Source organism: Paenibacillus sp. 32O-W (assembly GCF_007679495.1).
GTDB classification, from domain to species: Bacteria; Bacillota; Bacilli; order Paenibacillales; family NBRC-103111; genus Paenibacillus_L; species Paenibacillus_L residui.
On sequence record NZ_VEGP01000011.1, the window covers coordinates 38,501 to 64,122 of the forward strand.

The following is a 25,622-nucleotide window of genomic DNA, read 5'->3' on the forward strand; positions in this document are numbered from 1 at the left end:
TTTCAGCTTTATGCATTTCTTCGTTAAAGCTTGCGACCACAGCTTGCAGCCGAATGTTCCCCCTCATCCTCCCTACATTAGCCTGTCATCTTCATGGGTCGATACCTTGCCGGCTACCGCTTAAGCCTGTCCATCAGTGTCAAGGCATCCCGATCTCCGGATTTCACCAATGACCTCAACCCGTGACGAACTATCCAGACGTAGTGCTCACCGCCGTTTTTCCCATTCTCACGCACCCATTCCAAGGTAACCTCCTTATAGTCCTTCGTCAAATCATTCAGATGGTTGGCTACCGATTTTCGGACATAGAAGGATGGATCATGGAGCAACGGCTTCAGCAAAGCCAGATTATGGGCGGGGTCGCCATGAATGACGCCAATTCTTCTTGCCCAGGGGAGCCGCGGTCGCGTTCCTTCACTGACCAGTCGGCGGACATGGAGGTTGACATCCTTCGTCCACCGGCCCAAAGTCCGGAAGCATTCATCCGGATAAGCGGCCAGAAATGGGCGTATGGCATATTCGGACGTATGCCGCTTGGTAATTTCGTACAGGGCATTCATGGAAAGTTTATAATGTCCAAGCCCGTACTTTTCCACAAAAAAAGCGACCGGCATCAGAAAGTAGCCATTCTTAAACATCCCCTCCTCCGTTTCATTCTCCGGTCCCAGGATACTTAAGAGGATGCGTAATGACTCCGGGTATTCCCGGGGCAAAGCCTTATGTAATTCATCGGTGATGAGAGCCACCCTTCCCTTAAGCTCGAGCGGTCCGACCTGACGGGCCACGGATTGAACGAAGGTTTCTGTTGGAAAATCCGGATAGTGCGGCCGGATTAGGCTGGCAAGATGATAAGCCAGTTCCTCGCCAAAATAATACTTCAATGCCACCGTATCGCCCATCACTTGACGCCCTCTTCAGCAGATGACCATATCTTCTCCACATATTGGACACTTTCTTGCTCCGACGGCGGAATGATCTTGATCACATCGATTAGAACGCCATTAGGATCACATGTTATAAAATGCCTCTGACCAAATTCTTCGTCCCGAATATCCAGCTCCAGTGGCAGCTTCTCATCCAAAATCAGCCTCTGATATTCCGCGTCCACATCATCCACCTCGAAATTAAGGATTAACCCCTGCGAAACCTTGCGGTATGCTGCCGGTATGGTTGGGTGATAAGCATCCAACAGAGCCAGCTCGAAAGGAACGCTGCCCCGAGTCATTCTTAGACTAACATACCATTCGGCCTCATAGACCTTTTCAAATCCAAAGTAACGGGTATAAAACATCGCACTTGGTGCTACCTTCTCCGTTAGAACGACCGGATAGAAGCTGTTAATTTTCATAATAACGTCCTCCTCGTATTGGAATTAACGAATTCACCTTAACATACATACAGTATGTATGTAAATAATTATTTTTAATTGTTATCAAAAAAATTGTTCTCCCTCCTCATTAAATGGCCAGCAAAAATGGAGAGAATCGCTTCTCTCCATTCATTCCTTCACAGCGTCTGCTATCAGGGATACGAAACCCAGATTTCCTTCCTTGTTCCGATGATCATACCTGTAAGACCTATAAATAAAGCCTCCCTGCGGATCCCACTCACGGTAGTGAAACCGGCCCCCTTCATCGCAGTATTCCAGCAGCCGTACTTTAAACCCGGCTTCCTCGAACATTCGGGTCAAGCTTATATAGGTATGCACAATCTTGTGGCTGGCTGCGGGATGATCCTTGGGGCCCGGCCCTCCAATCTGAACCATATTTTGGTACCATTCATTTTGGAAAAAGCCGTCCGGAACGGCGCATCGAATGTATCCTCCATCGTTCAGGAAGTCATAACAAATCCTCGCAGCCTCTACTCCCTCTTCATACGTAAGATGCTCCCACACATGCTCGGCCAGAATCACATCCGCTTTTCTCGCATCCCCGAAGCTCTGCTCCCAATCGCGCCGTTGAAGTAAATTTAATTCGTCCTCCTGGGTTTGAATCCATCCCGGGTAATTTTGCGACGAAGCCCCGATAATGATCTTTATGGCTTCCGTTGGGGCTACATGAGTGAGATCGATCATAGGCAATCCTCCTTCCTTCCTCAGAAAATGTTGGATATCATCGTTGTTGCCAGTCTGCACTCTTGCCGGCTTTAGAACTTTATTCAAATCAGCCGGAGAAGTCCTGCCGATTTTACAAAGGCGTGAAGCCATGGATTCAATTGGTTTCAATCCGCATTCCCAATTCCTTCAATTCACTCAGCGCTTCCTCCGTATCCCTTTCGGGATTCAACAAGTGGACCGTCTCTTCCGTAATGGGTGAATCCTCATAAAATCTTGTAACGATATCAATCGGAATCGGCATATCGAAGTAAGCTTCTGCCCAATCTGCGTAATCCTCCGCTGTTTCAAAAATCGTCCCCAGCAAAAATCCGGAGCCATCGTCTTCCCCAGGAGGAATATCCACCTCTCCGGTCCTCCAGACAGTGTCTTGGTTCTCACGCCATATGCAGAAGGTGACTTCTTCTTTCTCCAGTTCTTCCGCTTCCAATAAGGACAGCAGTGAAGCGGGGACCTCTTCGTAAATTCCCAGCCAAACCTCATATTCATCGCCGGCATGCGGACTTAACGCAGATTCGTGATCGAATCCTTTGATAATCGTGCCATCCTCCGTAAATAACGCAAACAAATGATCACCTGCACCGTTATCGATTTTCGCAAGCGTAACGCCCGGTGCCCATTGCGGGATATAGTGGTGGTATCGAAGCCATTTCTCCGGACACAGGATCAAGTCCAGAGCCGCCGCAACAAGCAGCCGTTTCCTCAGTACTTCGGGTGTAGCGAGCGATTTCAAATCTATCATATGATTGATTATCCTCCTTCTTCTTCAGCTGACCGGATGGTCCATCTCCCGATGGCTCCAGAGGCGCTGATCTTCCCAATCTTTATCATGCGCACCCACGAAGCTCCTAAGTTCCAGCAAGGGACCTTCAGCCTCCTTCATGCAGCCCCGCCTTTGCGACAGCGGGGGAGTTTTCCATAAGAGTATACCTTTGCCTCTATTGTTTTGCCGAGAAATACTCTTTTTCCAGAATAGAGAAATAAAATTGATCCGTCCAACGGTTATTCCAAAAAAGCTCTTCCTTAAAAACGGCTTCTTTAGTCATGCCGACATGTTCCATAAGTGCCGCTGAACGAGTATTGTTGGAATTGCACATACCAACGACTTTATGGGCTTGCAACTGTTCGAAGGCAAAGGTCAGTAAAAGCCCGGCCGCTTCCCTTCCATAACCATGCCCCCAATATTCGGGAAGCAGGGCAAACCCTATTTCCCAGCTCTTTCTATATTCGCTGTAGCTCCAAATTTGTGCCAATCCGATAGGCGTATTCCCCGTATCCTTGACTAGCCTTATAATAAAATCGTAGCTTGTCGCTTCATCGGCATCATTGATTTTTTGCAAATATTGTTCCTTAACCGCCTCTTCATCCGACTCTACTTCTTCTTCATAATGCCATAACTCTTCATCGCATTCTATCCTGCATATAAAATTCAAATCATGAACGGTCACTTTATCAAGGACCACTTGCTTTCCGATGATCTCCATGAAACATATCTCCTTTTTACTATAGGCCCCCTGCCGATAAATGATCATATCCGAATTTATTCCATATAGGTGGGCCAAGTCCTATGCAAGTATATTAAACTATTCTATCTTTCATTAGTAGTCCAAAAATGATTATATTCCGGCTTCCGCACGAAATTCTTTCCCTAGCCCAATCGGGCTTATTATGGTTTCTCGCTGCCTCCTGATTTAAGGGGGTACAGGTAAGAAGGACTAGAGCGACGATCTTACTGAAGCTAAATGAAATTCCTTCCGCAAATGTTGGAAGTACAAAAAAACCCGCAAATCATGCGGGTTTAACTCTTGCTGTATGCCCTTATCTTCTATTCCCCCGGCAATTTGGACGGCTCGCTGCCGAACCATTTCTTATACAAGGCTGCGTAAGTTCCGTCTTTGACGACGGCTTCAATCCCGAGATTAACCCTCCCGATGTATTGATTTCGCTTCTTGGATACGACGCCATAGCTTTCTTTGTTCAGCACTTCCCCTACTATTTTCACTTTGCCGTCCCCGGATTTTTGTATAAAATCATGGGCATTGCGCTCGTCGAAAACTACAGCGTCTACCTTTTTATCCTTCAATTGATCGTAAGCTTCGGTAATGGAAGGGAAGCCTCTGATTTCCTTGATTCCCTTAATATCGCCGGTATAGGTATACGCCGTCGAACCGAGCCTGGTCGCTACCACCTTTCCTGCCAGATCATCCTCGGTTTTGATCGTTTCGTTGTCCGAAGCCGTGAGAATGACCAGCCCGGTCTGAAAATAAGGGTCGGAAAAGGCAAATTTCTCCTTACGTGCGTTGTTGATCGTCATCCCGGCGATAGCAAGATCGACTTTGCCGGATTTAACCGCTTCATTTAATTCCCGGTAATCCATCGGAATCAGCTCGTACTTCAGGTTCGCTTTCTCGGCGATAGCTTGCCATAGCTCTACCTCGAACCCTTTGCCTTCCCCTGCTTCCGTATAAGTGAACGGACGGAAGTTGCTCTCTATCCCGACTTTGACCGAATTGTTGGTCGTACATCCTGCCGACAGGATCATCAGCAGTAGAAAAAAGCCGTAAAGCCCCCGCTTGCCAAGCATTCCAACACTCATCGCCTTTTACCCTCCTTGCTTAGTAAACATAGGTATTATTTGTTAATCGCTGGAAGGTTATGCACTATTCCTCTGACCAAACTCCATTTCGGGGGAATATGACTTGAGCAAAAAAAACAGCCCGGATACTGTAGAAACAGCATCGGGCGGTAAGCATATGTTTTATTCATTCTCTCAGCAAAGTTGGAATTAGCCTGTCGTTGTCCCCGTATATCTGGCCGTTAATTGTTCAATTTTTTCATTCAGCTCTGCCAGAGAAGCGTGATGTTCCGATGTAACCGGCAGCAGCGGCAGCCGGGGTTGACCGGTCTCGATGCCCCGCAGGCTCAAAATATACTTACAAGCTCCATATAAGGACGGGTAGCTCAGCAACTTCTTGATGATCTCGTTGATTTGATTCTGAAGCACCCGGGCCGCTTCAATTTGATTTGCCTCATAGTAACGGTTAAGCGTGCAGAAGAGCTCCGGCATGACGCCGTAAGTGCCCCCGATCCCTCCATCCGCTCCCATAATCCTCCCGGCCAGAAACTGCTCATCCGGCCCGTTAAATACAAGGAAGTGTTCTCCACCGGCCGCTTTGAATTGCTGTAACTCGAACGTGCTTTCTCCGGACATTTTCACGCCGATGACCTTATCCTGTTCAGCCATCCTTCTAAGCAAATTCATCGTCAGTTTGAACCCTGTCGTTTGGGGAATATTGTAAATAATGAACGGCAGGGAGGTGCTGTCGATCATCTGCTGCCAATGTGCTTCCACGGCCTTCTCCGATAGCCGGTAGTAAATTGCGGGGATGGCGGACACGGCATCCGCACCGCATTGCTCGGCATGCTTGCACAGCTCGACACTGTCCCGCGTGGAATTGGCACCGACATGGACGATTACGGTTAATTCTCCTTTAACCTCTTCCATGACCGCCTCCACCACCTGCCTTCTTTCGGCTACGCTTTGCAAAATTCCTTCCCCGGAGCTGCCTCCAACGTACAAGCCCCGGATGCCGGTCGTTACATAATACCGCGCAAGCTTCTTCACTCTGGCCAAATCAACATTTCCGGCTTCGTCATACGCGGAATACATGGCCACGTAGATGCCTGCAAACTTCGATGCCCAATCCATCTCCATCATCCTCTCATTCCTTTTCTTGGACAGAATAGGCACGCCGTGCCGTCTTCGACCGCGTCCGCTGTTAACCAAACCGGGCTCTTTTACAGCTACACGGCAATTTTGTAAACAATCTTACTCACCGGCTGCCCGCTTGCTTCCTTATCTGATTCATGGGCTCCGACCAAATGAGCATCCTCGGGAAAGCACAAGAGAAAGTGCCCCTTCTCTAAATAACCGCTGAATTTACAGGTCGCCGTCACTTCGCCGAAATAGATATCCGCTTCGGTGTCATAAGCCGTTGAATTGCTCAAGCAGTCAACAGGGGCGATCTCCACATATTCTTTACCTTCCAGAACAACGTGTATATCGATAAACCGTTTATGGGCCTCGTATCTTTTTTCTTCCTTGGGAACCGTGGTAAAAACGATCGTATTTTTCCGGAAGCCTGCCCCTTCTGCGAATTCCCCGTGCAGGTTGCACAGCATGTCCCGGATGGCTCCCATTAAACCCGGATGATCGAATCGATATAATCCGGCATTCGCGATTTTGTCATAAATCATTGAGCGGCAGCCTCTCGTCCGGTAATTTCTATGACGCTTACCTTCCTGTCTTCGGCAAGCGACAGAGTCAGGGCATCTGCCGTCGCAATGGAAGCTCTGGCGGCGGTTCCGTCCAGCAGCGGCTTGAATTCTTCCTCGACTTCCGCACCTTGCATAATGCTGTGGAAATAGGCCATTTCCTTCTTCATTATGCTGTTAAGCCACATCGGAGGCGTTAGACTAGGTTTGCCATAGGCGATCGCCCCGTCCGTTTCCAGCCCTTTATAAATCCGGGTGCGGTCTTCGTCCTCCTCCTTCGATTCATGTAACAGGAACCTCTCTTCTCCCTCCGGTGTCTTCAGAACAACCTTGACATCCTGCAAATCGATCAAGATAGCTCCCAAGTTACCCTGGATTTTGACATAATGATCGCTCCATCTGAAGGCGGAGCCGTATTGCAGCGTCGCAAAGCGCTTGTTAGGGAACTCCAGCGAAATGAACAGCATATCCTCCTCATCGCCAAACTGCTCTCCCTGATGAGCAACATTTCCGCCTGTCATGCAAACTCTCTCCGCAGGTCCCATCAGAAACTGAATAAAATCCAGCTCATGGATATGGTGGTACAGATGGCCCCCCGAGATTTTCCGGATTTTCTTCCAGCTAATCTCCGGCTGCGCCTCCTCCCAACCATTCCGTTCGGCGTGGCAGAACAGAATTTCTCCGATTTTGCCTTCGTTAATCAATCTTTTGGCAGTCCGTACCCCATTCATAAAGTTCATGACATGACCGGCCATGAAGATAAGCCCCTTCTCCTTTGTTCTGCGGATCATTTCGCTGCAATCTTGATAGGACAGAGCAATGGGCTTCTCACAGAACACATGCTTGCCATGATCGGCTGCACACAAAACGGGCTCCTTATGGTAACCGTTTGGCGATGCGACGATGACCGCATGCACATCCGGCCTGCTGCACAGAGATTCTATGCTGGGCTCAATATCGCAATTCAATTCCTCGGCTAACGGTTCGGCATTAGCGGGATCATAAACCGCTACGACCCTTGCGCTTTCCAATTGATGAAGGATTCTTGCCAGACCCGCACCGAAATAACCTGTACCTACGACAGCATAATTAACTGTATTCATTTATAATGACTCCTTCCAGAATGACAAATTTACTTTACAGATCCTTCCGCCAAACCGCCGGCGATCTTCTTCTGTATCAGCATGAAGAACACAACCGAAGGCAGGATGACAATGACGGATGCCGCCATCATTTCTCCCCAATCGAGAATTTCCGAACCTGTCAAGGAATATAAAGCTACGGAAATCGGCATTTTTTCCGAGCTGTTAATAAGCAATAGAGCAAACAAAAATTCGTTCCAGGTGTTTATAAAAGTATAAATGGCAGTGGCAACTACGCCCGGTGCGACAACCGGCAGGACCACCTGGAGAAAAACCCGCAGCTTCCCTGCTCCATCAACCCTCGCCGCTTCCTCGATCTCGAGCGGAACCGTTTGGAAAAATCCGATAAGCATCCATATAGCGTACGGAATCGAAAAGGAAAGATACGTAATAACCAGACCGGTCCATGTGTTCACCAATCCTATCTTGATGATGATAATGGAATAGGGAACAGCAAGCAGAATCGGCGGAAACATGTACGTCGTAATTAACAGCTTGGTCATTTTCTTGCCAGTCCTTGGAAAGAACCGTACGATTCCGTAAGCCCCCAAGGAGGAAACGACAATCGTAATTAACGTCGCACATAATGAAACTATTAGACTGTTTTTGATATTCGTTGTGAAATTCAAATTGTTCAGCACTCTGCTGTAGTACTCAAACGTCAGTTCTTGCGGGAAGAACGACAGAGGGTGGCTGGCCATTTCCCCGGACGATTTGAACGAGGACAGAATGATCCAGATCAGGGGAAAGACGGCTGCGACAGCCAAAATTGAAAGAAAAAGATACAGCAACACTAGAGTAAATTTATTTTTATTTACACCGGCCATCATCGATCCTCCCTTTCCCATTTATTGAGCAGTCTGAAGTACAGCAAGCAGACAGCCAACAAGAACAGCAGCAGGATAACGGTTATCGCCGACGCCACTCCAAGCTGTTTCAGCCCCCACCCCGCCTTGTAAGCGAAGATAGGCAGCGTAGTCGTCAAGTCGGAGGGGCCTCCGCCGGTCAGCAGGTACAGGAGATCAAAGTTGTTGAATACCCAGATCGTCCTTAGCACCAGAAGCAATCCGATCACTCCCCGGATGTGGCGGATCGTAATCGCCCAGAACGACTGCCAGGCGGTCGCTCCGTCCATCAGAGCCGCTTCATACTGCTCCATCGGAATCGTCTTGAGCGCTGACAGAATGTTCACCATGAACAGCGGTGCTCCGAACCATATATTTATGAAGACGACGGCGCCGAATACGAACGCCGGATCAGCCAACAAATTCATATTCTGGTCCGTTATCCCGACTAACGTCAATAAATTCGGAACAAATCCATACACATCGTTAAAAATCCACTTCCATGAAAAAGCGATGACGATCGCCGGGAAAGCCCATGGAATAATAAGCAGCGTGCGGAAAAACCCCGGAAATTTGGGGATCTTGTTAAGCGCCAATGCCGCGGCAAAGCCTACTAATAATTGACCCGCTATGGACAGGACCGTCCATTTGATTGAATTAAGAAAGGCTCTATAGAAGTCCGCATTGGTAAGAACAAATTTAAAATTGTCGAGCCATACCCAGGAATAATTCAGTTTGATCAAGTTTTTAGACGTGAAGCTGAAATAAATACTTGAAAATATAGGATAAATTAACAATAGAATGACGATTAATATGGCAGGGAGGACAAAAAGCAGCCCTGTCACGTTCCATCTTTTCGCTTTTCCACCACTGGAAATCATCGATGTCACTCCTTCTTTGAAGGCTATTTCAAACAATCTCTCCTTCCTAAGCAAAGCTTAGTTAACCGTTGAACAAGTCTGTCTGCTCGATAGACTTCTGGATCTCCTCAAAAAATAGGGGGGACTTCCCCCTATTTTCAGTTGGCTAATTGAAATAAGTCATTAAGCTCTTTTTCCGCTTTCTGTGCCGCTTCTTCCACTGGCACGTTCTTCAGCACAACGTCCTGGAACATCTTCTCGATAATACCTTGGCTGGTAATAATTCCAGATTGCAGCGTCGGTTTGTACTCCATGCCAATCGCTGTCCCCTGATCGACAGCATCGCTGATTACTTTCACCGCGTGGCTGAATTTCTGGATCGTCGGTTCATTCAGGAATTCGGGAGCTTCCGCAATATCCTTCATGGCCGGCAGCATTCCTGCAGGAACCGAATGCAGAAACTTGATATACCTTTCCTTCTCGTACAAGCTTTCCACGAACGCCTTGGCAATTTCGGGATGCTTGCTGTTTTTCCATACAACCATCGGAATGTTGGATGTTTCTATGCCTTGGGCCGGGTCTTCCGCATTTACTTTCGGTATCGGAGCCGCATCGATTTTGTCCAACAGTTGCGGAGAGTTCGTTTCTACGCCGCCGATCTGGAAACCGCTGTTAAAGTCGAAGGCTGTTTTACCCTGGTAGTACAGAGTGGCCTGATCCAGCACCTTGAAATTGACGGAGCCGTTCGGAGAAGCTGCTTTATACATTTTGACCCAGTAATTAATACCGTCGATCGCCGCCTTGCTCGTCAGATTCGCCTTGCCGTCCTCCGTAATCAGAGTATCTCCGGCCGAGCGGACATACAGGTTCAGGAAGCGTGTCGCCATCATATCTCCCAGCCCCATCGGAACGGATAACCCGTAAACGTCCGGCGGATTGTTAATTTTGGTTGCAGCTTCATACAGCTCGTCCCATGTTTGCGGAACCTGCAAATTCGCCTGCTCCAATAAATCCTTGCGGTACCACATCACCTGGGCATGCGAGTATAGCGGGATGGAATAATTCTGCCCATCCAGATCCCCTTCTTTCAGAGGAGCTTCATAGAAGCGGTCCCGACCGATATGATCGATCACGTCATTAAGCGGAAGGATAGCGTCGGCATCCATCATCTCTACGACATGATTCGGCAATGCCGTGCTGACATCCGGAACTTGTCCCGACAGCAGGCCTGTCGTCCACTTCGTGTAAAACTCAGGCCATGCGAAGGTTTCGATCGTAATTTTAACCCCCGGATGCTCATCCATAAACGATTGCGCGGCTTCCCGCATGAAATCGTTTCTTGCCCCCTGGGTAAAAGAATGCCATAGCACGATTTCGCCTTTTAAAGCTCCATCGTCACCGGCTGCCGGCTGCTCCGCATTTTTGCCGCAGGCCGTCGTCAAGAGAACCATGGCGGCTGTCAATATAAGCGGCAGTTTTCTTTTCATGTGCAGTGACCCCTCTCTGTAATCAAATAATGCTACTGCTTCACACACGGATTACCCTTGAAGAATGCGGTGCAAACGGCCTGTCCCTCCCTCAATCAGTATCCGCTTACACCATATTCAATATACGGTATTGAAGTGTGCTTGCTTGACCTTCCATGTCTTTAACAATATCAAACTGCAGAGAGGGCTTGAATATAGCAAATCAATCAATCCTAGCACTAATCGATCATACGATCCTGTTTTACCCAACTAATCTCTCGCAAGCTGTCTGTATGAATGAGGGGATACGCCGAAATGCTTCTTGAATAATCTGGAGAAATAGTTCGGGTCCTCAATCCCGACCATGTAAGCAATATCCGAAATTCGCTCGTCGGTTTCCAGTATTTTTTTGGCTGCTACAACCATCTTCAGCTCAATCAAAAATTCACTCGGTGATTTGCCGGTATGCCGTTTAAATAATCGGCGGAGCGAAGAGGAGCTGATGTGTACCATCTTGCTCATCTCTTCAATACTGATATTCGAATGGTAATGGTTGATCATATAATCGAGGACGATTTCCACCCGATTATCATTCTTGCTGTCCGTCTTTAATTTCTTAGGCTTGCGGGTTCTATTCGGAGACGCCTCCGATTGGTTGACCATATAACCGACAATAAGCTCCAGATACCCTCTCAGAAGAAAGTTTTTTCCCCGGCTGGGGGCATTCTTTTCCTTAACCATCCACTCAAAATAACGGCCGATCTGGGGATCGTCGCACTTCACTTTCGTGTCGAAGCCAAGTATTTCCGACCATATCGTGCTGTCCTGCAGCGGAAAAGCAGCCGTAAAGCGGACACTCGTAAAAGTAAATTCATCCGACAGCGCCTCGCAAAACAAGGTGCTTCCCTGCGGAATATAGACCAGCTCATCCTGCTCCACCTCATATGTCATCTCATCAATAATGAATTTGGCCTTCCCTTTGTGAATAAACCGGATCATCGAATAAGGAAGCATTGTTTCGTAATAAGTCCATTTTTTCGGAAAAGAGTACTTTTCGGCATACAGGTAATTTAATCTGAGCGCCATCAGCAAGCTGTTATCCGTCATGAAATCCACCCCTGTTTTTTGCGATTGCAGGTTTTTCTAACCACTCATTATTGCGATATAATTAGGGTTAGCATAAAAAACCTCCTTATCCACATAGTGGACAGGAGGCGCTATTGAATCGGGAAGCACTCCCTTCCCATTCAAAAATTGATAATCCAAAATTTCAGCATAATATTGTGAGCCATTCGAAGATGATCTAGCTTCTAGATCTCGAGGCTTTCGCCGATACCTAACGCTTTCCCTTCGATTCCGACCTCTTTCAGCATGTCAACGAAGCGGTCGGGATCCTGAGCGATAACCGGGAACGTGTTGTAATGCAGCGGGATGACCTTCTTGGCCCGAACCCATTGTGCAGCAAGGACCGCATCTTCCGGACCCATCGTGAAATTGTCGCCTATCGGAAGCGCGGCCGCATCGATCCGGTTTAATTCCCCTATCAGCTTCATGTCCCCGAACAAAGCGGTATCTCCGGCATGGTACAGCGTTTTGTCCCCCATCGTCAGCAGAATTCCCGCGGGCTGTCCGGCATACAGGAAGCTGTCGCCTTCCCGCAGGGAAGAGCCATGGAAGGCCAATGTAAACTTGACCCTGAAACCGTCGAATGAATAAGAACCGCCAGTGTTCATCGCATGAACCTTGGCTCCTTTCTGCTCGCAGTAGCTTGCCAGCTCGAAGTTGGCAACAATGGGACAATCATTCGCTTTGGCAATTTCCAGAGAATCGCCAAAATGATCATCATGTCCATGCGTCAGCAATACGGCATCTACGCGAAGGTCGGCAGGACGGATCCCCGAAGCGGGATTCCCCGATATGAAGGGATCGATAATAACCCGAGTTCCTTCATGTTCCGCCAGCAGACACGAATGCCCGTAAAACGTGATTTTCATTGTTATCCTCCTCTTTCCATCCAAATTCATTCCTTCTACCATTCTAATTAAAGACGGGGGCAAACTCAAATTATCTGCCGCTAGCCAGCCTCAGTACGCGAATGTCCATGAACCGGCGCCGTCCTTCCAGGAATAACCGGTTTGCCCTTGGGTAAAGCACCGAACAATACCCAGGAATGCTTCATATACTTCTGCGCCAGCGCCACAACTCCCCAGGATGCTCCGAGAGTAACCGCAAATCCGCCGGCCACATAAGCGTAGTATAATTTCGGATTATAGCTGGCGGGAAGCAGGGAATAATAGAACAAAATCCCCGCATGAATGATATAGATTCCAAAGGAGGCCATGCCAAGCCGATACAGAACAGTTGTCCAGAAAGGGCTTAGTAAACGATAGAGCCCGGCCGAGAGCTGAAGCAGGATTAACCCGGATGTATAGCTATGTAAGAACCATAGACCTTCGTATACCAGTCCATGGGCAAAAACATCGTAAGCCCTGGTCCGATACCACAAGTACACATGGCTTAAGCTCGCGCCCGCCCATACTATCCATAATGGAATCCAATAGAAGGCCTGCCGGCTTAACAGCTTTTTCCAAGTTACTTCTATCCAGCCTTTAATGGCATGATAATGTATTCCGAAGAATGCCCCGAGCAAATAATTGGACATATAGCTCGTCGCCAGAAACGATTTATCCGCATAATTCCAATAGAAATAATCCAGCAGAACAAAGATCCATTGAAGCACCAGACCGATCCAGATCAAATGCTTGGCCAGAAGCTTAATCCGCTGCAGAAGCCAAAGGAAGAACGGAAACAATAAATAAAATTGAATGCTTATGAAAATAAAATATAGATGGTAAAACGCTTTCCCCATCACCAGAGCAGACCAAAAATCGGCCAGCGATACATTCTGAAAAAACTGATTCCAATCTTCCCCATAAGAATAGTACATCTGGATCGTATAATAATAAATCGAGCAAATCAGGTAAGGTACAAGTATGTATAATAATCTTCGCTTATAAAAGGTGGCGATCAGCTTCTTATCCATCTTGCGATCATAATAACTGTAAAAAAGAACGAAGGCGCTTAGAAAAATAAATGTCGTTGTCCCAAATCGGTTAAATACATTAATGAAATTGAAGAATTGATACATGAATGATTGTTTATCAATGATTTCTCCAATCGGAAGGGATGAGACATGTACGAGTATTACTCCTAGAATGGCCAACGCTCGAACGATGTAGATGACATGGATTTGCTCCTTCTGACTCGTTCTTAGGTGACCCAAACCGGCCACTCCCCCTTTGCTGCGGTTCAAGAGTGCCTGTTGCTTGATAAGCCTTTCATTAATGAATACAATACCGCAAATCGGCGGCTAAGCCTTCTTGACCCGATGATTATTTAAAAATGATGTCTTTCTCCCGCAAGGTCAGCTTCCTGGCCGCAATGTCGAGCACAATTTTGCCGCTCGCAAGCCCCCAGATTCTGCTGGCGAACCGTTCAGCCAATTCCACATTGTGAAGCGTACAGATGATCGTCACCTGCTTCTTGCGGCTGATGTTCCTCAAATCTTCCATCACCCGGTTAGCGGATTCAGGCGGCAAGCCCGTGACCGGCTCGTCAGCGAATAAAATCTCGGTCCCCTGGACGAGTGCCTGTGCAATGGCGATCCTCTGTCTCTCTCCTCCGCTTAGTTTGGATGTCTTCTCCCTGGCCTTATCCAGCAGTCCCACATGCTCCAATAAATCCATAGCCTCGAGATGGTCGTCCTTGGCTGCAATTCTTGTTAGAAACCGGAAGACAGACGTATTTTTATAGCGGCCGCTCAAGACATTCTGGATGGCCGTCGAATTCAGATTCAAATAAGGTTTTTCCTCAATCATGGCCCATTTACGCCGCATCTTCATTTTCTCGACAAAGTTCAATTCCGTAATGTCGCTGCCTTCATAGATGTACTGCCCTTCGCTCCAGGATTCCTGCAAGGACAAACAACGGAGCAAGGTCGTTTTACCGCTGCCGCTTCCTCCAAGGATGGCGATGAAATCCCCCTTGTCCGCTTGAAAGCTTATCTTGGAAAGCACTTCGTGCCCGGATTCAAATCGTTTGGTAAGATTGCGTACGATGATCATTCGCGAGCTCCTTTTCTCTCTATATTCGTGTATAAGTATGGCGTACCTGCTATCATCTCCTGTCAGCTCTTTGATACCTTTTACCCTTCGTCGAAAGTTTTGATACCTCTACTCTCTGTAGAAAGTTTTGATACCTCTTACCCTCCGTGGAAAGTTTCGATACCTCTTACTCTCCGTAGAAAGTTTTGATACCTCTTACACCTCCGTAGAAAGTTTTGATACCTCCTACCCTTCGCCGAAAGTATGGAAGGATTTTTGCCATGGAGACAGGACCGTTCGGTTTCATAGAAATTTTACCATTAACCGGCCCATAATCCTAGAGCCGCAGCAACAATCGTATGACAATCGTAACAAAGTAGTCATAACACAACACTCGGGAAGCATTCTACATAAGTTAAATACTCTACGTTAATACTCCAGCGTCCGATTTAGCAAACCTGCACTTTTAGGGCTGCTCCTCGAGATCTAACTTACTCGGTTCCAACAAACTGAAGGAACGGGCGAACGAACCCAACCCGTCCCTTCCAAAATCCGCTCAGCCAGCACTTCCCTTTTCTTTCGCTATCAGCCTCCATTATACTGCTAACGCGCAGATTCAGTTGGAATGGCTGTCTTCACATCTCTTGGACTGTTATCCCCTTTGTTCAGGAACCGTACCCACTTCCTAATTTTCAAACACTCCACTTAGCTCACTTGATTTGTTGATCTACTCTCCCCTGCCTCTGACTGTTATCCCCTCTGTTCAGGAAACGTACCAGTTTCTCAATTTTCGGCTGTTCCCTTTTAGCACATTTCATTCGATGATTGCCACCTCTACTTGCCTTTGACTGTTATCCCCTTTGTTCTAGAACTGTACCCACTTCCTAATTTTCAAACACTCCACTTAGCTCACTTGATTTGTTGGTCTACTCTTCCCCTGCCTCTGACTGTTATCCCCTCTGTTCAGGAAGCTGCACCGCTCCTTGATTCTTCAACTGTTCGTTTTGCCGGGCTTGATTCGTTGGACTGCTCTCACTCTGCCTCTGACTGTTATCCCCTCTGTTCAGGAGGAGTACCCCTACCTGCTTTCAACCTCTATCCCATATAATCGGTTGGCCTACTGACACTTCCTTGCCTTATAACACTTCGTTCATTCAAATTGGAACCGATATCCTTTCACTTCAGGAAACCTCAATGTTCCTCTAAATTGGTAAGTCTTTTGTTTTTTAATCAATAATTCCTACTTTTTCTAACCAAGTTGAGATGTACCAGGCGCTGCAGTAGACTTTATGAGCTAATGGGAAAATTACAGTTCTGAGTCATTGGGATAACGGACAAAAGTGTGGTCGAGTCGCGTATCTGAGCTATTGGGATAACGGTCAGAAGGCTGATTGAGCTGCGTATCTGAGTCATTGGGATAACGGACAAAAGTGTGTCGAGTCGCGTATCTGAGCTGTTGGGGTAACGGTCAAAAGGCTGTTTGAGCAGAGTAGCTGAGCTGTTGGGATAACGGTCAGAAGGTTGATTGAGCCGCTTATCTGGGCTGTTGGGATAACGAGCAAAAAACCGATTGAGCTGCCATGTCTGAGTCAACAGGATAATGGTCAAAAGAATGGTTGAGCTGCATGCTGTAGGAGCTTCCAAATCAAATGAGCCTGTATTACGGAAAATGATAAACAAATTTCAGACTCCTTCTGAATCCATAAAGCTGTAGTAAAATCATTATTCACAGTGCTGATCGGCCACCGTCATGGCACCTAGATCTGAGTGGCACCTTACGCGGAGCTTCAGCATTATTAACTGTAAGATTTACCGATCGACATAGCCAGCAGCTCGGCAATATCATAGGTGGCCATTTCATCCTCCTTGCCCAGCGCCTTCGTCCCGTCGCCAAGCATTGTCAAGCAATAAGGGCAGGCACTTGCGATTACTGTTGGTTGAACTGCCGCAGCCTGTTTTGTCCTCTCGACATTAACTCTTGTTCCTTCCCTCTCCTCCAGCCACATCAGGCCGCCCCCGGCGCCGCAGCACATGCTGTTATTTCCGCTCCGTTCCATTTCTACCAGCTTCACGCCTGGAATTGCCGACAAAACGATACGAGGCGCATCATAAACGCCGTTATATCTTCCCAAATAGCATGAATCATGGTATGTCACTCTTTCCTCTAATGACTGCGTCGGCACGATCCTTCCCTCTTGGATCCAAAGCGCAAGAATCTCTGTATGATGATAAACCTCTATTCGGGGAGACAAGCCAAAATCAGGATATTCGTTCTTGAATGAATGGTACGCATGCGGATCGATCGTGATGATCTTCTTGACCTTATACTGATGGAACAATTCGATATTGCTGCGAGCCAGCTCCTGGAATAAATACTCATTCCCGAGCCGCCTGGCGGTATCTCCGGAATTTCCCTCTTCGTTCCCTAAGACAGCGAATGATATTCCGGCTTCGTTCATAATCCGGATCATCGACCGGGTAATCTTCATGCTTCTTTTATCATAAGAGCCCATAGAGCCGACGAAAAATAAATAATCGAATTCACCGGCCTCCTCAATAGAAGGAGCGTGGTCCCCGTCGACCAAGCCGCTCATCCAGCCGCTCCGTTCACGCCGATGGATGCCCCACGGATTGCCTTGACGCTCAATGTTGTTCAACGTCCGCCCCGCTTCGGAAGGAAGCTTGCCTTCGGTCAGCGCCAGATAACGACGCATATCCATAATCATCCTCACATGCTCGTTGGCGACGGGACACTGGTCCTCGCAGTTCCGGCAGGTTGTGCAGGCCCACAGCTCCTCTTCGGTAATGACATCCCCTATCAGGTTAACCTCCGAATCTGACTCCGCCTTCACCATTTCTGCAGCCTTCATCCTTCCCGATCCGGCGCCGGTGCGGCTGCCAGCCTCTGCCATGGAACGAGACGAAAGGGCGACACGATTCGCTTCCGAATTCGCAAAGGCGAAAGCGGGCATCCAGGGGGTGCGTGACGTGATTGCTGCTCCACGGACGGTCAGATGATCGCGCAGCTTCACGATCAATTCCATTGGAGATAACATTTTGCCGGTAGTGGAGGCCGGGCATACATTCGTGCAGCGTCCGCACTCCACGCAGGAATATAAATCAAGCAGTTGATTGCGGGTAAACCGCTCAATACGACCTACTCCGAATTCCTCGGCGGTCTCGTCCTCCAGATCAATCGGCTTGAGCTTGCCCGGCGGCCCCTGCGTTCTCCAGAATAGATTAAACGGAGCAAACAGCAAGTGAGCATGCTTGGATTGCGGCACATACACAAGAAAGGCCAACAATATCAGGAGATGAAGCCACCAGAATAAATAAAACAGCAGCTCTGCCGCGCCCGGTCCGATTCCACCCGTCCATGCGGCGATCGTGGAAGATACAGGACTATAGACGGAGAACGGCTCCCCCTTCCAGATTGCCCGCATGCTTTCCGTCAGCAGCAGCGACAGCATAAGGCCGGTAATAAAAAGCAGAACGAGAGCCGGCTTCCAGCCCCGCTTCAGCCTTTTTAACTTTTCAATATATCGGCGGTAGAACGCATAACCCACCGCCAACAAAATAAGCACAATCGTTATTTCCTGCAGCAGTACAAAATAGCGATAGCCGCGGCCAAGCGGCAGATGATGCCCCGGCTCAAGTCCCCTAATCAGTAGATCGAGCGCACCGAATTGAAGAACTATAAATCCGTAGAACATGACCAAATGCATCCAGCCGCTGCGCCTGTCCTTCATCAAAGTCCTATGCCCAAGCATCTGAACCGCAAGCTCGCGAATACGTTCCCCGTTCCGGGCCTTCTCCGTCTCCTCTCTTCCTAACCGGATAAATAAATAACGACTGTACATTACATGAGAAAACAGGAACACTGCATAACCAACTGCCACGACAAAACCGATCCAATGAAGCCATGCCCATCCGGTCACAGGTTTCACCCGCCTTCCCCTAAATCAATCGGTAGGATCCGGTACCGAACGAACCGATCACTCCTTCCTCACTGTACAAGCTGGCTTGAGTTGTAACGATTTTGCGGGAAAGATGCAGCACTTCCCCTACTGCATAATTCATCCCTTTCTTAAGCGGTGCGACATAATGAACGTTCAGATTGGTCGTTACGATTCTGTCATTGGGCTTGGCGAGCATTGCCGCCAAACCCATGACGTTGTCCAGCAGAGAAGCATGGACCCCTCCATGCAAAATCCCGATATGGTTCATATGTCTGTCGCAGGCTTCCAAAGAGATGACCACCTTGCCATCCGCGAAGCTTACCAGCTTCGCCCCCAGATCTTCCCAGAACGTTCCTTGCACGTCCTGTTCGAGCTTCCGGGCCAAAGCTTCCCAGTCCAACGGCTCGTTCATCTCAGGTCCTCCATCGTTATGTGGTTGGTCCGGGGAGAGATTCCCTCTGCCCTAAGCGCTCCCCGGCATAAAGCGATCAAGCTTAGCTTCGTTTCCTGCGTATACACATCCAGTCCCATTTCGATTCTTCTCAGCGCGGTAAATCCGACCATTCCGAACAGGGCGCTAGTTAAAGTAGGGATGCTGATTGCCGGGTCAATCCAGCCTTCCCGCTGAAGCTGTTCAAAGAATTGCTCCATAGTGCGGAAATAACCGCAAATTCGCTTTTGGATATCCTGATGAAGCGACTTGGTCCCCCATGACTTACTCATAAGCAGTTGGCACAGCGACTGCTCCCGGTCAAAAAATTTCAAATGCACCTTCAGCAGCTTAACCAGCATCTCTTCGCGGGAAATCCCACTGCGGATTACCGGCTGGATCTGACCGAGCAGCCGTTCGATCCCTCTCTCTACGACATATAAGAACAATTCCTCTTTCGTTGGAAAGTAGTAGTACAGCGTTCCCTTGGACACTCCTGCCAGCTCGGCGATGGAATCCATCGTTGTCTCGCTGAATTCCTGATGGGCGAAAGCCGTCAGCGCTCCTTCGCAAATTCTTTCCTTTTTCGTCCGGGTATCCATATCTTTCCCTCTTTGCGCGGACTGGGGCGTTCCGTTATTCCGGTTTATCACCCCATCCGAAGAACCTTTCCCGGGCTTACCGGCTCTCCCGTTCACTCCGGCTTGTTGTCCGGACGCCGTATTCTGCACGTCCTCCAGATCTTGCAGAGCCATTCACAGCCCTCCTTCCCGATTGCCCCCGATGCACCCTTATCCCCAGGATGAACGCTGCCTCACTATATACCGAACCTCAGGGATTAATTCCGCTTCGTTTACGAAGATTTTCGTCACACTACGTGGTATATCCCCCGGAAGCCAGAATTCGGGAAGCGATCCTTCTCTTCGTTCCAATCGCATCCAGCGGAGCCCAGCGGCTCAGCTTCTTGAGAATCGATATTTGGACCTGCTGACGGTCTCCCTCTTCCATAGCAAGAATCGCCGTTCTCGCCCGGGACTCGATCCGCGCGAAGGCTTCATGAACGTACACCGATGCCATTTCCGCTTGGTTAACCGCTTGATCCGGCCCGTTGCGGCCCATTGTTTTTCTGGCGCGCAGTACGGCGGACTCCATCGCAAAAACTTCAATGATGACGTCGGCCAAACACTCTACGATTTCCTGCTCCTGCTCCAGCTCGAATCTGTACTTCTCTACGGCGGAGCCGCCCACCATCAGAAAAATCTTCTTGGCCGCTTCTATCATCGCCGACTCGCGCGCGAGCGGTTCCTCCTCCATCATCATCTGCGGAATATAAGTGATCAGCTCCTGCTGTAGTTGCTGAGTAACATCCATCAGGGGGAGCTCTCCTTTTAACGCTTTGCGCAGAAGGGCAGCAGGGATAAGCAGGCGGTTGATTTCATTCGTCCCCTCAAAAATCCGGTTAATTCGCGAATCCCTATAAATTTGTTCAATTTTATATTCCTGAATATAGCCGTATCCTCCATGAATTTGAACTCCTTCATCCGCGGCATAATCGAGCGCCTCGGAAGCAAATACTTTGTTGATCGAGCATTCGATGGCATATTCCTCGATCGCCTTGGCCGCCTTCCGGCTGTAATCCGGCGCCGCTTTGTCAAGCTTGCTCATACTGGCATCCATCAATCCCCCAGTGCGATAGACCATGCTTTCCATAACGAATGTGCGGATAGCCATATCGGCGAGTTTTTTGCGAATCAAAGGGAACTCTGCCAACGCCTTGCCGAACTGCTTCCGCTGTTTGGCATAATCCACCGCCAGACGGATGGCCCACTTGGCGGACCCGAGACAACCGGCAGCCAGCTTATACCGGCCTATGTTAAGAATGTTGAAGGCGATCACATGCCCGCGGCCAATCTCTCCAAGCACGTTGTCGACCGGCACGGGGACGTCCTCCAGAATAAGCGGCCGGGTCGAGGAGCCCTTAATCCCCATTTTCTGTTCTTCCGGTCCGGTCGATACGCCCGGATAATCCCTCTCAACGATAAATGCGGTGAACTTATCCCCATCGATCTTGGCATATACGATAAACACGTCGGCGAAGCCTGCATTGGTAATGAACTGCTTGGAACCGTTCATCACATAATGCTTACCGTCTTCGCTCAATACGGCTGTCGTCTTCGCACCAAGTGCATCCGAACCCGAGGAAGCCTCCGTCAGGCAATAAGCGGCCAGCTTCTCTCCGCTTGCCAGCGCCGGGAGGTAACGCTGCTTCTGTTCCTCGCTTCCGAACAAGATGATCGGCAGGCTGCCGATTCCGACATGCGCCCCATGCGACAGAGCGAAAGAGCCTCCCCTGACCAGCTTCTCTGTAATCAGCGTCGAGCTGATTTTATCCAGATCGGTCCCCCCGTACTCCTCCGGTACGTCTGCCGCCAGCAATCCCAGCCCGCCGGCCTTCTTCAGCAATTGCACCGTCAGGTTTAAATCCTGCCGTTCGATCTGTTCTTCGTGCGGGACCACTTCCCCTTCAACGAAATCTTCCGTCAGTTCGGCGATCATTTTCTGTTCCTCGGTAAAATCCTCCGGGGTGAATACATCGTCCACATCCGGCGAGGCTAGCAAAAATCCTCCGCCGCGATTAGCCAGCTTACTCAAACCGCTTCCTCTCCCTTCTTCCCTGGGAAACTGGATTTTCAATTAGCCCTTATCCCCCATGGCCGCCAAGACGGCACCAGTGACTGGTGAAGATGATGGCTATTTGTCAGGTTAATGGATAAATTCAAACACTCCCGCCGCACCCATTCCTCCGCCGACGCACATGCTGACGATTCCGTAACGGCTTCTTCTTCTCCTTCCTTCATGAAGAAGAGTTGTCGTCAGCTTGGTTCCCGTGCAGCCCAGCGGGTGGCCGAGCGCGATCGCTCCTCCATTAACATTTACCTTCGCCTCGTCTATCCCCAGTTCCCGGATGACATATAGACACTGCGAGGCGAATGCTTCGTTAATTTCGTACAGATCGATCTGCCCCGCGGTCAAGCCGGCGAGGCGGAGCGCCTTGGGGATGGCCGCTACCGGCCCGATGCCCATGACCTCCGGCGCCACTCCCGCGACGGCGAAGGAGCGGAGTACCGCCAGCGGCCGCAAGCCAAGCTGCGCCGCCTTCTCGCCGGACATGACGACTACGGCCGCGGCCCCGTCGCTCATTTGCGACGTGTTGCCGGCTGTCACCGTTCCGCCGAGGCGGAAAGCCGGCTTTAGCTTGGCGAGCGCTTCCGGCGACGTATCCGGCCGCACGCCCTCATCCTCGGCGAACACGAATCTGCGCCGTGCAGGCTCACCGCTTTCGTCCACGATCGCCTCCTCGACCGTCACCGGGACAATCTCGTCCCGGAATTTGCCGGCCGCGATCGCAGCGGCCGCTTTGCGGTGGCTGGATACGGCGAAGCGGTCCTGCTCTTCGCGGGTGACGCCGTACCGGGCCGCGACTTCCTCGGCGGTGTGTCCCATCGACATGTACATTTCCGGCCGATGCTCCACCAGATGCGGATTGGGCATCGGCTTGTAGCCGCTCATCGGTACATGACTCATGCTCTCGACCCCGCCGGCCACCATCACATCCGCGAAGCCGCACATGATCCTCTCCGCCGCCGAAGCGATCGACTGGAGCCCGGAGGCGCAGAACCGGTTCACGGTCTGTCCCGGGACTCCGTCAGGCAGTCCGGCCCGAATCGCCACGATCCGCCCGAGATTGAGCCCCTGCTCCCCTTCGGGCATGGCACAGCCGAGGACGACATCCTCCACATCGGCTCCCGAGATGCCCGGTGTCCGCTTGACCGCCTCCTGAACGGCAGCCGCTCCCAGATCCTCCGGCCGAAACTGCCGGAGAGACCCTTTATGCGCCTTGCCTACCGCCGTCCGGACGGCGGTTACAATGACTGCTTCCTTCATCGCTTGGCCTCCTGTCCGTTCGGCCTGCCGGACGCAGGCCTTCGTTTAATTTCTTAACGGTTTACCTTTAAGCAGCATGTGCTGCATCCTCGCCTGGCTCTTGGGTTCTCCGCACAAGCTGAGGAAAGCCTCCCGCTCCAGGTCGAGCAAAGCCTGCTCCGACACGACCGCATTGGCCGGCCTCAGGCCCCCGGTTAACACATAGGCCAGCTTGCGTCCGATCAGCTCGTCATGCTCGGTGATATGTCCCCCGCCTCTCATCTGATACAGAGCCATCTGGAGAACGGCTCTGCCCGGCTCCCCTACGACCCTGCAGCTCTCTCTTTCCGGAGGGGAATATCCGGCATCGGAGAGGGCGATGACCATCCGTTTCGCGTCGTATAGCTGGGAGTCCCGATTCAGCGAAATGCGATCCGTCGTTCGCAAATACCCCAGCTCCTTGGCTTCCTGAGCGCTGGTCGAAACCTTGGCCATGCCTATAGTTTCGAATGCGCGGTTGACGAAGGGCTGCAGGTCGACCTTGCCGTCATAGTCGACGTTCCGGGTAAAACGCATCAGCAGCTCCTTCGTCCCGCCGCCCGCCGGAATCAATCCGACCCCGGTTTCAACCAGTCCCATATACGTTTCGGCGGAGGCCTGAACGACGGCCGTCGGAATGGCCAGCTCGACCCCGCCTCCCAGCGTCATGCCGAATGGGGCGGAAACGATCGGCTTCTCGAAATATTTAATAGCCATGGAGGCTTCCTGAAATTGACGGATCATCCGATCGATCTCCAGCCAGTTGTCGTCCTGCGCTTCCATAAGCAGCAGCATGAGGTTGGCCCCCACGCAGAAATGCCTGCCTTCGTTCGCGATAACCAGCCCGCGATAATGGCTCCGCACCTCCTCCAGCGAACGAAACAGCATTTGCAAAATATCCGGGCCGACGGCATTGTTCGGAGAGTGGAATTCCAGGCAGGCCACATCATCTCCCAGATCGATCAAGCTGGCGCCCGCATTGCTCATCAGGACAACCCCCTGCCGTTCTTTCAACGAACGCAGAGACAGGAACTCCGGCCGCCGGGAAAGCTCTTTGGCCTGGCCGCCGGGGAGGAAATAGAAGGTGCGCCCCTCCTTTTTCTCGTAGAAGGAGGTTCTGCCTGCGGCCAGCATATCCTCTATCCAGGACGGCAAAGTCTCCCCTTCGTCCTTCATTCGTTTGGCCGTCCGCTCCACTCCAAGGGCGTCCCAGGTCTCGAACGGTCCCAGCTCCCAGTTGAACCCCCATTTCATTGCCTCATCTACGGCCAGAGGGTCGTCGGCAATTTCCGGAAGTTTATAAGCCGAATAGAGCAGCACCTTTTTCATGACCGTCCAGACGAAGCGCCCTCCCGGGTCCCCGGCCTCCGTCAGAACACGCAGCTTTTCCTTCAAGGTTTTGGCATTGCGCGCGGCTTCCAAGGAGGGAAAGCGCGCTTTGTCCCTTGCAATATAAGACCCGGAAGCCGCGTCCCATTGTTCAATAACCTTCTCCCCGCCCGTGCGGACCACTTGATAGAAGCCGCGACCGGCTTTCTCGCCGATTTGTCCGTTCTGCAGCATTTCCTTCATTACGGCAGGGACCTCGAAGGCAGCCTTTTCCTCCGGGTCGCTTGCCTGACGGTGGACATTGTTTGCCACATGAACGAACGTGTCCAGACCCACCATGTCCAGTGTGCGGAACGTAGCGCTTTTCGGCCGGCCCAGCACCGGACCGGTGAGGGCGTCAACCGCCGATACGGACAAGCCGTGCTTCGCCATTTCGTGCATGGTTACCAGAAGCCCGTAGGTTCCGATCCGATTCGCGATGAAATTCGGCGTATCCTTAGCAAGGACCACTCTCTTGCCCAGCCGGCTCTCGCAGAATCTCTTTACCGCCGCCACGGCTTCGGGATCGGTCTCCTCCGTAGGAATTAACTCCACCAGCTTCATATAACGGGGGGGATTGAAGAAATGCGTTCCCATAAAATAACGCCGGAAGCTCTCCCCTGTCTGTCGGGACATGGCCGCTATGGAAATCCCGGAGGTGTTGCTGCTGACGATCGTCCCGGTTTTCCAATGCTTCTCCACCTCCGCGAGGAGCTCTTGCTTGGCCTCCAATTGCTCCACGATCGCCTCGATCACCCAATCCGCCTCTCCGACAGCGGTCAAATCCTCCTCGAAGCTTCCCGCCCGGATCCGTTCCAGGACGCGTTTCGAATACAGCGGGCTGGGCTTCTGCCGTGGGAGCTGCTCCAGAGCCGTTTGGGCCAGCCGCTGCCCCCCTATTTTGCGGTCCAGCATAGTGACAGACAGGCCCGCATTGGCCAAATGAGCCGCTATAGCCGCGCCCATCACCCCAGAACCTAGCACAACCGCCTTTTGCAAGGTCCGCTCCATCGGTAACTTAACCTCCTTTATCCGAATATTGAAAGTAAGATCATTCCATGTCTACACATAAGCAACGACAGACTGCGCAGGTTTCTC

Annotated in this window: 22 protein-coding genes; all 22 read right to left on the reverse strand. The window is 50.5% G+C overall.

From position 1 onward, the window contains the following. Positions 1-113: 113 nt before the first annotated feature. A complete protein-coding gene (locus FS806_RS06700) occupies positions 114-899 on the reverse strand; it encodes a DNA alkylation repair protein (protein WP_144933863.1) in 786 nt (261 codons plus the stop codon). Continuing rightward, a complete protein-coding gene (locus tag FS806_RS06705) occupies positions 899-1,348 on the reverse strand; it encodes a VOC family protein (RefSeq protein WP_144933811.1) in 450 nt (149 codons plus the stop codon). Before FS806_RS06705 ends, FS806_RS06700 begins: the two co-directional genes overlap by 1 nt. A gap of 150 nt (positions 1,349-1,498) precedes the next feature. Continuing rightward, a complete protein-coding gene (locus tag FS806_RS06710) occupies positions 1,499-2,074 on the reverse strand; it encodes a class I SAM-dependent methyltransferase (RefSeq protein WP_144933812.1) in 576 nt (191 codons plus the stop codon). A 136-nt stretch (positions 2,075-2,210) separates the two neighbouring features. Then, positions 2,211-2,855 (reverse strand): hypothetical protein, encoded by a 645-nt coding sequence (locus FS806_RS06715; RefSeq protein WP_144933813.1) that lies wholly within the window; start codon positions 2,853-2,855, stop codon positions 2,211-2,213. Positions 2,856-3,051: 196 nt separating this feature from the next. After that, complete coding sequence (locus FS806_RS06720) at positions 3,052-3,597, reverse strand: GNAT family N-acetyltransferase (RefSeq protein ID WP_144933814.1); 546 nt, start codon at positions 3,595-3,597, stop codon at positions 3,052-3,054. 341 nt (positions 3,598-3,938) lie between these two features. Beyond that, the gene (locus tag FS806_RS06725) at positions 3,939-4,709 is read right to left on the reverse strand and encodes a transporter substrate-binding domain-containing protein (RefSeq protein ID WP_144933815.1); all 771 of its coding nucleotides are present in this window, start codon (positions 4,707-4,709) and stop codon (positions 3,939-3,941) included. 189 nt (positions 4,710-4,898) lie between these two features. Continuing rightward, positions 4,899-5,831 carry a dihydrodipicolinate synthase family protein gene (locus FS806_RS06730; protein ID WP_260982006.1) on the reverse strand — a complete coding sequence of 311 codons (933 nt, stop codon included), beginning with the start codon at positions 5,829-5,831 and terminating at the stop codon, positions 4,899-4,901. Between the two features lie 86 nt (positions 5,832-5,917). Further along, positions 5,918-6,370 (reverse strand): NanQ anomerase/TabA/YiaL family protein, encoded by a 453-nt coding sequence (locus FS806_RS06735; RefSeq protein ID WP_144933817.1) that lies wholly within the window; start codon positions 6,368-6,370, stop codon positions 5,918-5,920. Beyond that, a complete protein-coding gene (locus FS806_RS06740) occupies positions 6,367-7,491 on the reverse strand; it encodes a Gfo/Idh/MocA family protein (RefSeq protein ID WP_144933818.1) in 1,125 nt (374 codons plus the stop codon). Before FS806_RS06740 ends, FS806_RS06735 begins: the two co-directional genes overlap by 4 nt. Before the next feature lie 29 nt (positions 7,492-7,520). Continuing rightward, positions 7,521-8,360, reverse strand: a complete 840-nt coding sequence (locus FS806_RS06745) for a carbohydrate ABC transporter permease (RefSeq protein WP_144933819.1) — start codon at positions 8,358-8,360, stop codon at positions 7,521-7,523. Further along, positions 8,357-9,256 carry a carbohydrate ABC transporter permease gene (locus FS806_RS06750; protein ID WP_144933820.1) on the reverse strand — a complete coding sequence of 300 codons (900 nt, stop codon included), beginning with the start codon at positions 9,254-9,256 and terminating at the stop codon, positions 8,357-8,359. Before FS806_RS06750 ends, FS806_RS06745 begins: the two co-directional genes overlap by 4 nt. A gap of 137 nt (positions 9,257-9,393) precedes the next feature. Continuing rightward, entirely contained in the window at positions 9,394-10,722 is a 1,329-nt protein-coding gene (locus FS806_RS06755) for an ABC transporter substrate-binding protein (protein WP_144933821.1), read from the reverse strand. Between the two features lie 249 nt (positions 10,723-10,971). Next, positions 10,972-11,808: an AraC family transcriptional regulator gene (locus FS806_RS06760; protein WP_144933822.1), complete on the reverse strand. Its 837-nt coding sequence runs from the start codon at positions 11,806-11,808 to the stop codon at positions 10,972-10,974. A 203-nt stretch (positions 11,809-12,011) separates the two neighbouring features. Beyond that, positions 12,012-12,695 (reverse strand): metal-dependent hydrolase, encoded by a 684-nt coding sequence (locus FS806_RS06765; RefSeq protein ID WP_144933823.1) that lies wholly within the window; start codon positions 12,693-12,695, stop codon positions 12,012-12,014. A gap of 80 nt (positions 12,696-12,775) precedes the next feature. After that, positions 12,776-14,014, reverse strand: coding sequence for an acyltransferase (locus tag FS806_RS06770; protein WP_222126601.1), 1,239 nt, complete (start codon positions 14,012-14,014; stop codon positions 12,776-12,778). 79 nt (positions 14,015-14,093) lie between these two features. After that, on the reverse strand, positions 14,094-14,825 hold the full coding sequence (locus FS806_RS06775; protein ID WP_144933825.1) for an ATP-binding cassette domain-containing protein: 732 nt from the start codon (positions 14,823-14,825) through the stop codon (positions 14,094-14,096). Positions 14,826-16,600: 1,775 nt separating this feature from the next. Next, entirely contained in the window at positions 16,601-18,742 is a 2,142-nt protein-coding gene (locus FS806_RS06780) for a (Fe-S)-binding protein (protein WP_397346942.1), read from the reverse strand. 19 nt (positions 18,743-18,761) lie between these two features. After that, positions 18,762-19,175 (reverse strand): PaaI family thioesterase, encoded by a 414-nt coding sequence (locus FS806_RS06785; RefSeq protein ID WP_144933826.1) that lies wholly within the window; start codon positions 19,173-19,175, stop codon positions 18,762-18,764. Further along, entirely contained in the window at positions 19,172-19,948 is a 777-nt protein-coding gene (locus FS806_RS06790) for a TetR/AcrR family transcriptional regulator (protein WP_260982008.1), read from the reverse strand. The genes FS806_RS06785 and FS806_RS06790 overlap by 4 nt, the downstream gene beginning before the upstream one ends. A gap of 118 nt (positions 19,949-20,066) precedes the next feature. After that, positions 20,067-21,845: an acyl-CoA dehydrogenase family protein gene (locus FS806_RS06795; protein WP_260982009.1), complete on the reverse strand. Its 1,779-nt coding sequence runs from the start codon at positions 21,843-21,845 to the stop codon at positions 20,067-20,069. A 111-nt stretch (positions 21,846-21,956) separates the two neighbouring features. Continuing rightward, the gene (locus tag FS806_RS06800) at positions 21,957-23,138 is read right to left on the reverse strand and encodes an acetyl-CoA C-acyltransferase (protein ID WP_144933827.1); all 1,182 of its coding nucleotides are present in this window, start codon (positions 23,136-23,138) and stop codon (positions 21,957-21,959) included. A 45-nt stretch (positions 23,139-23,183) separates the two neighbouring features. After that, entirely contained in the window at positions 23,184-25,535 is a 2,352-nt protein-coding gene (locus tag FS806_RS06805; protein ID WP_144933828.1) for a 3-hydroxyacyl-CoA dehydrogenase/enoyl-CoA hydratase family protein, read from the reverse strand. Between the last annotated feature and the right edge of the window lie 87 nt (positions 25,536-25,622).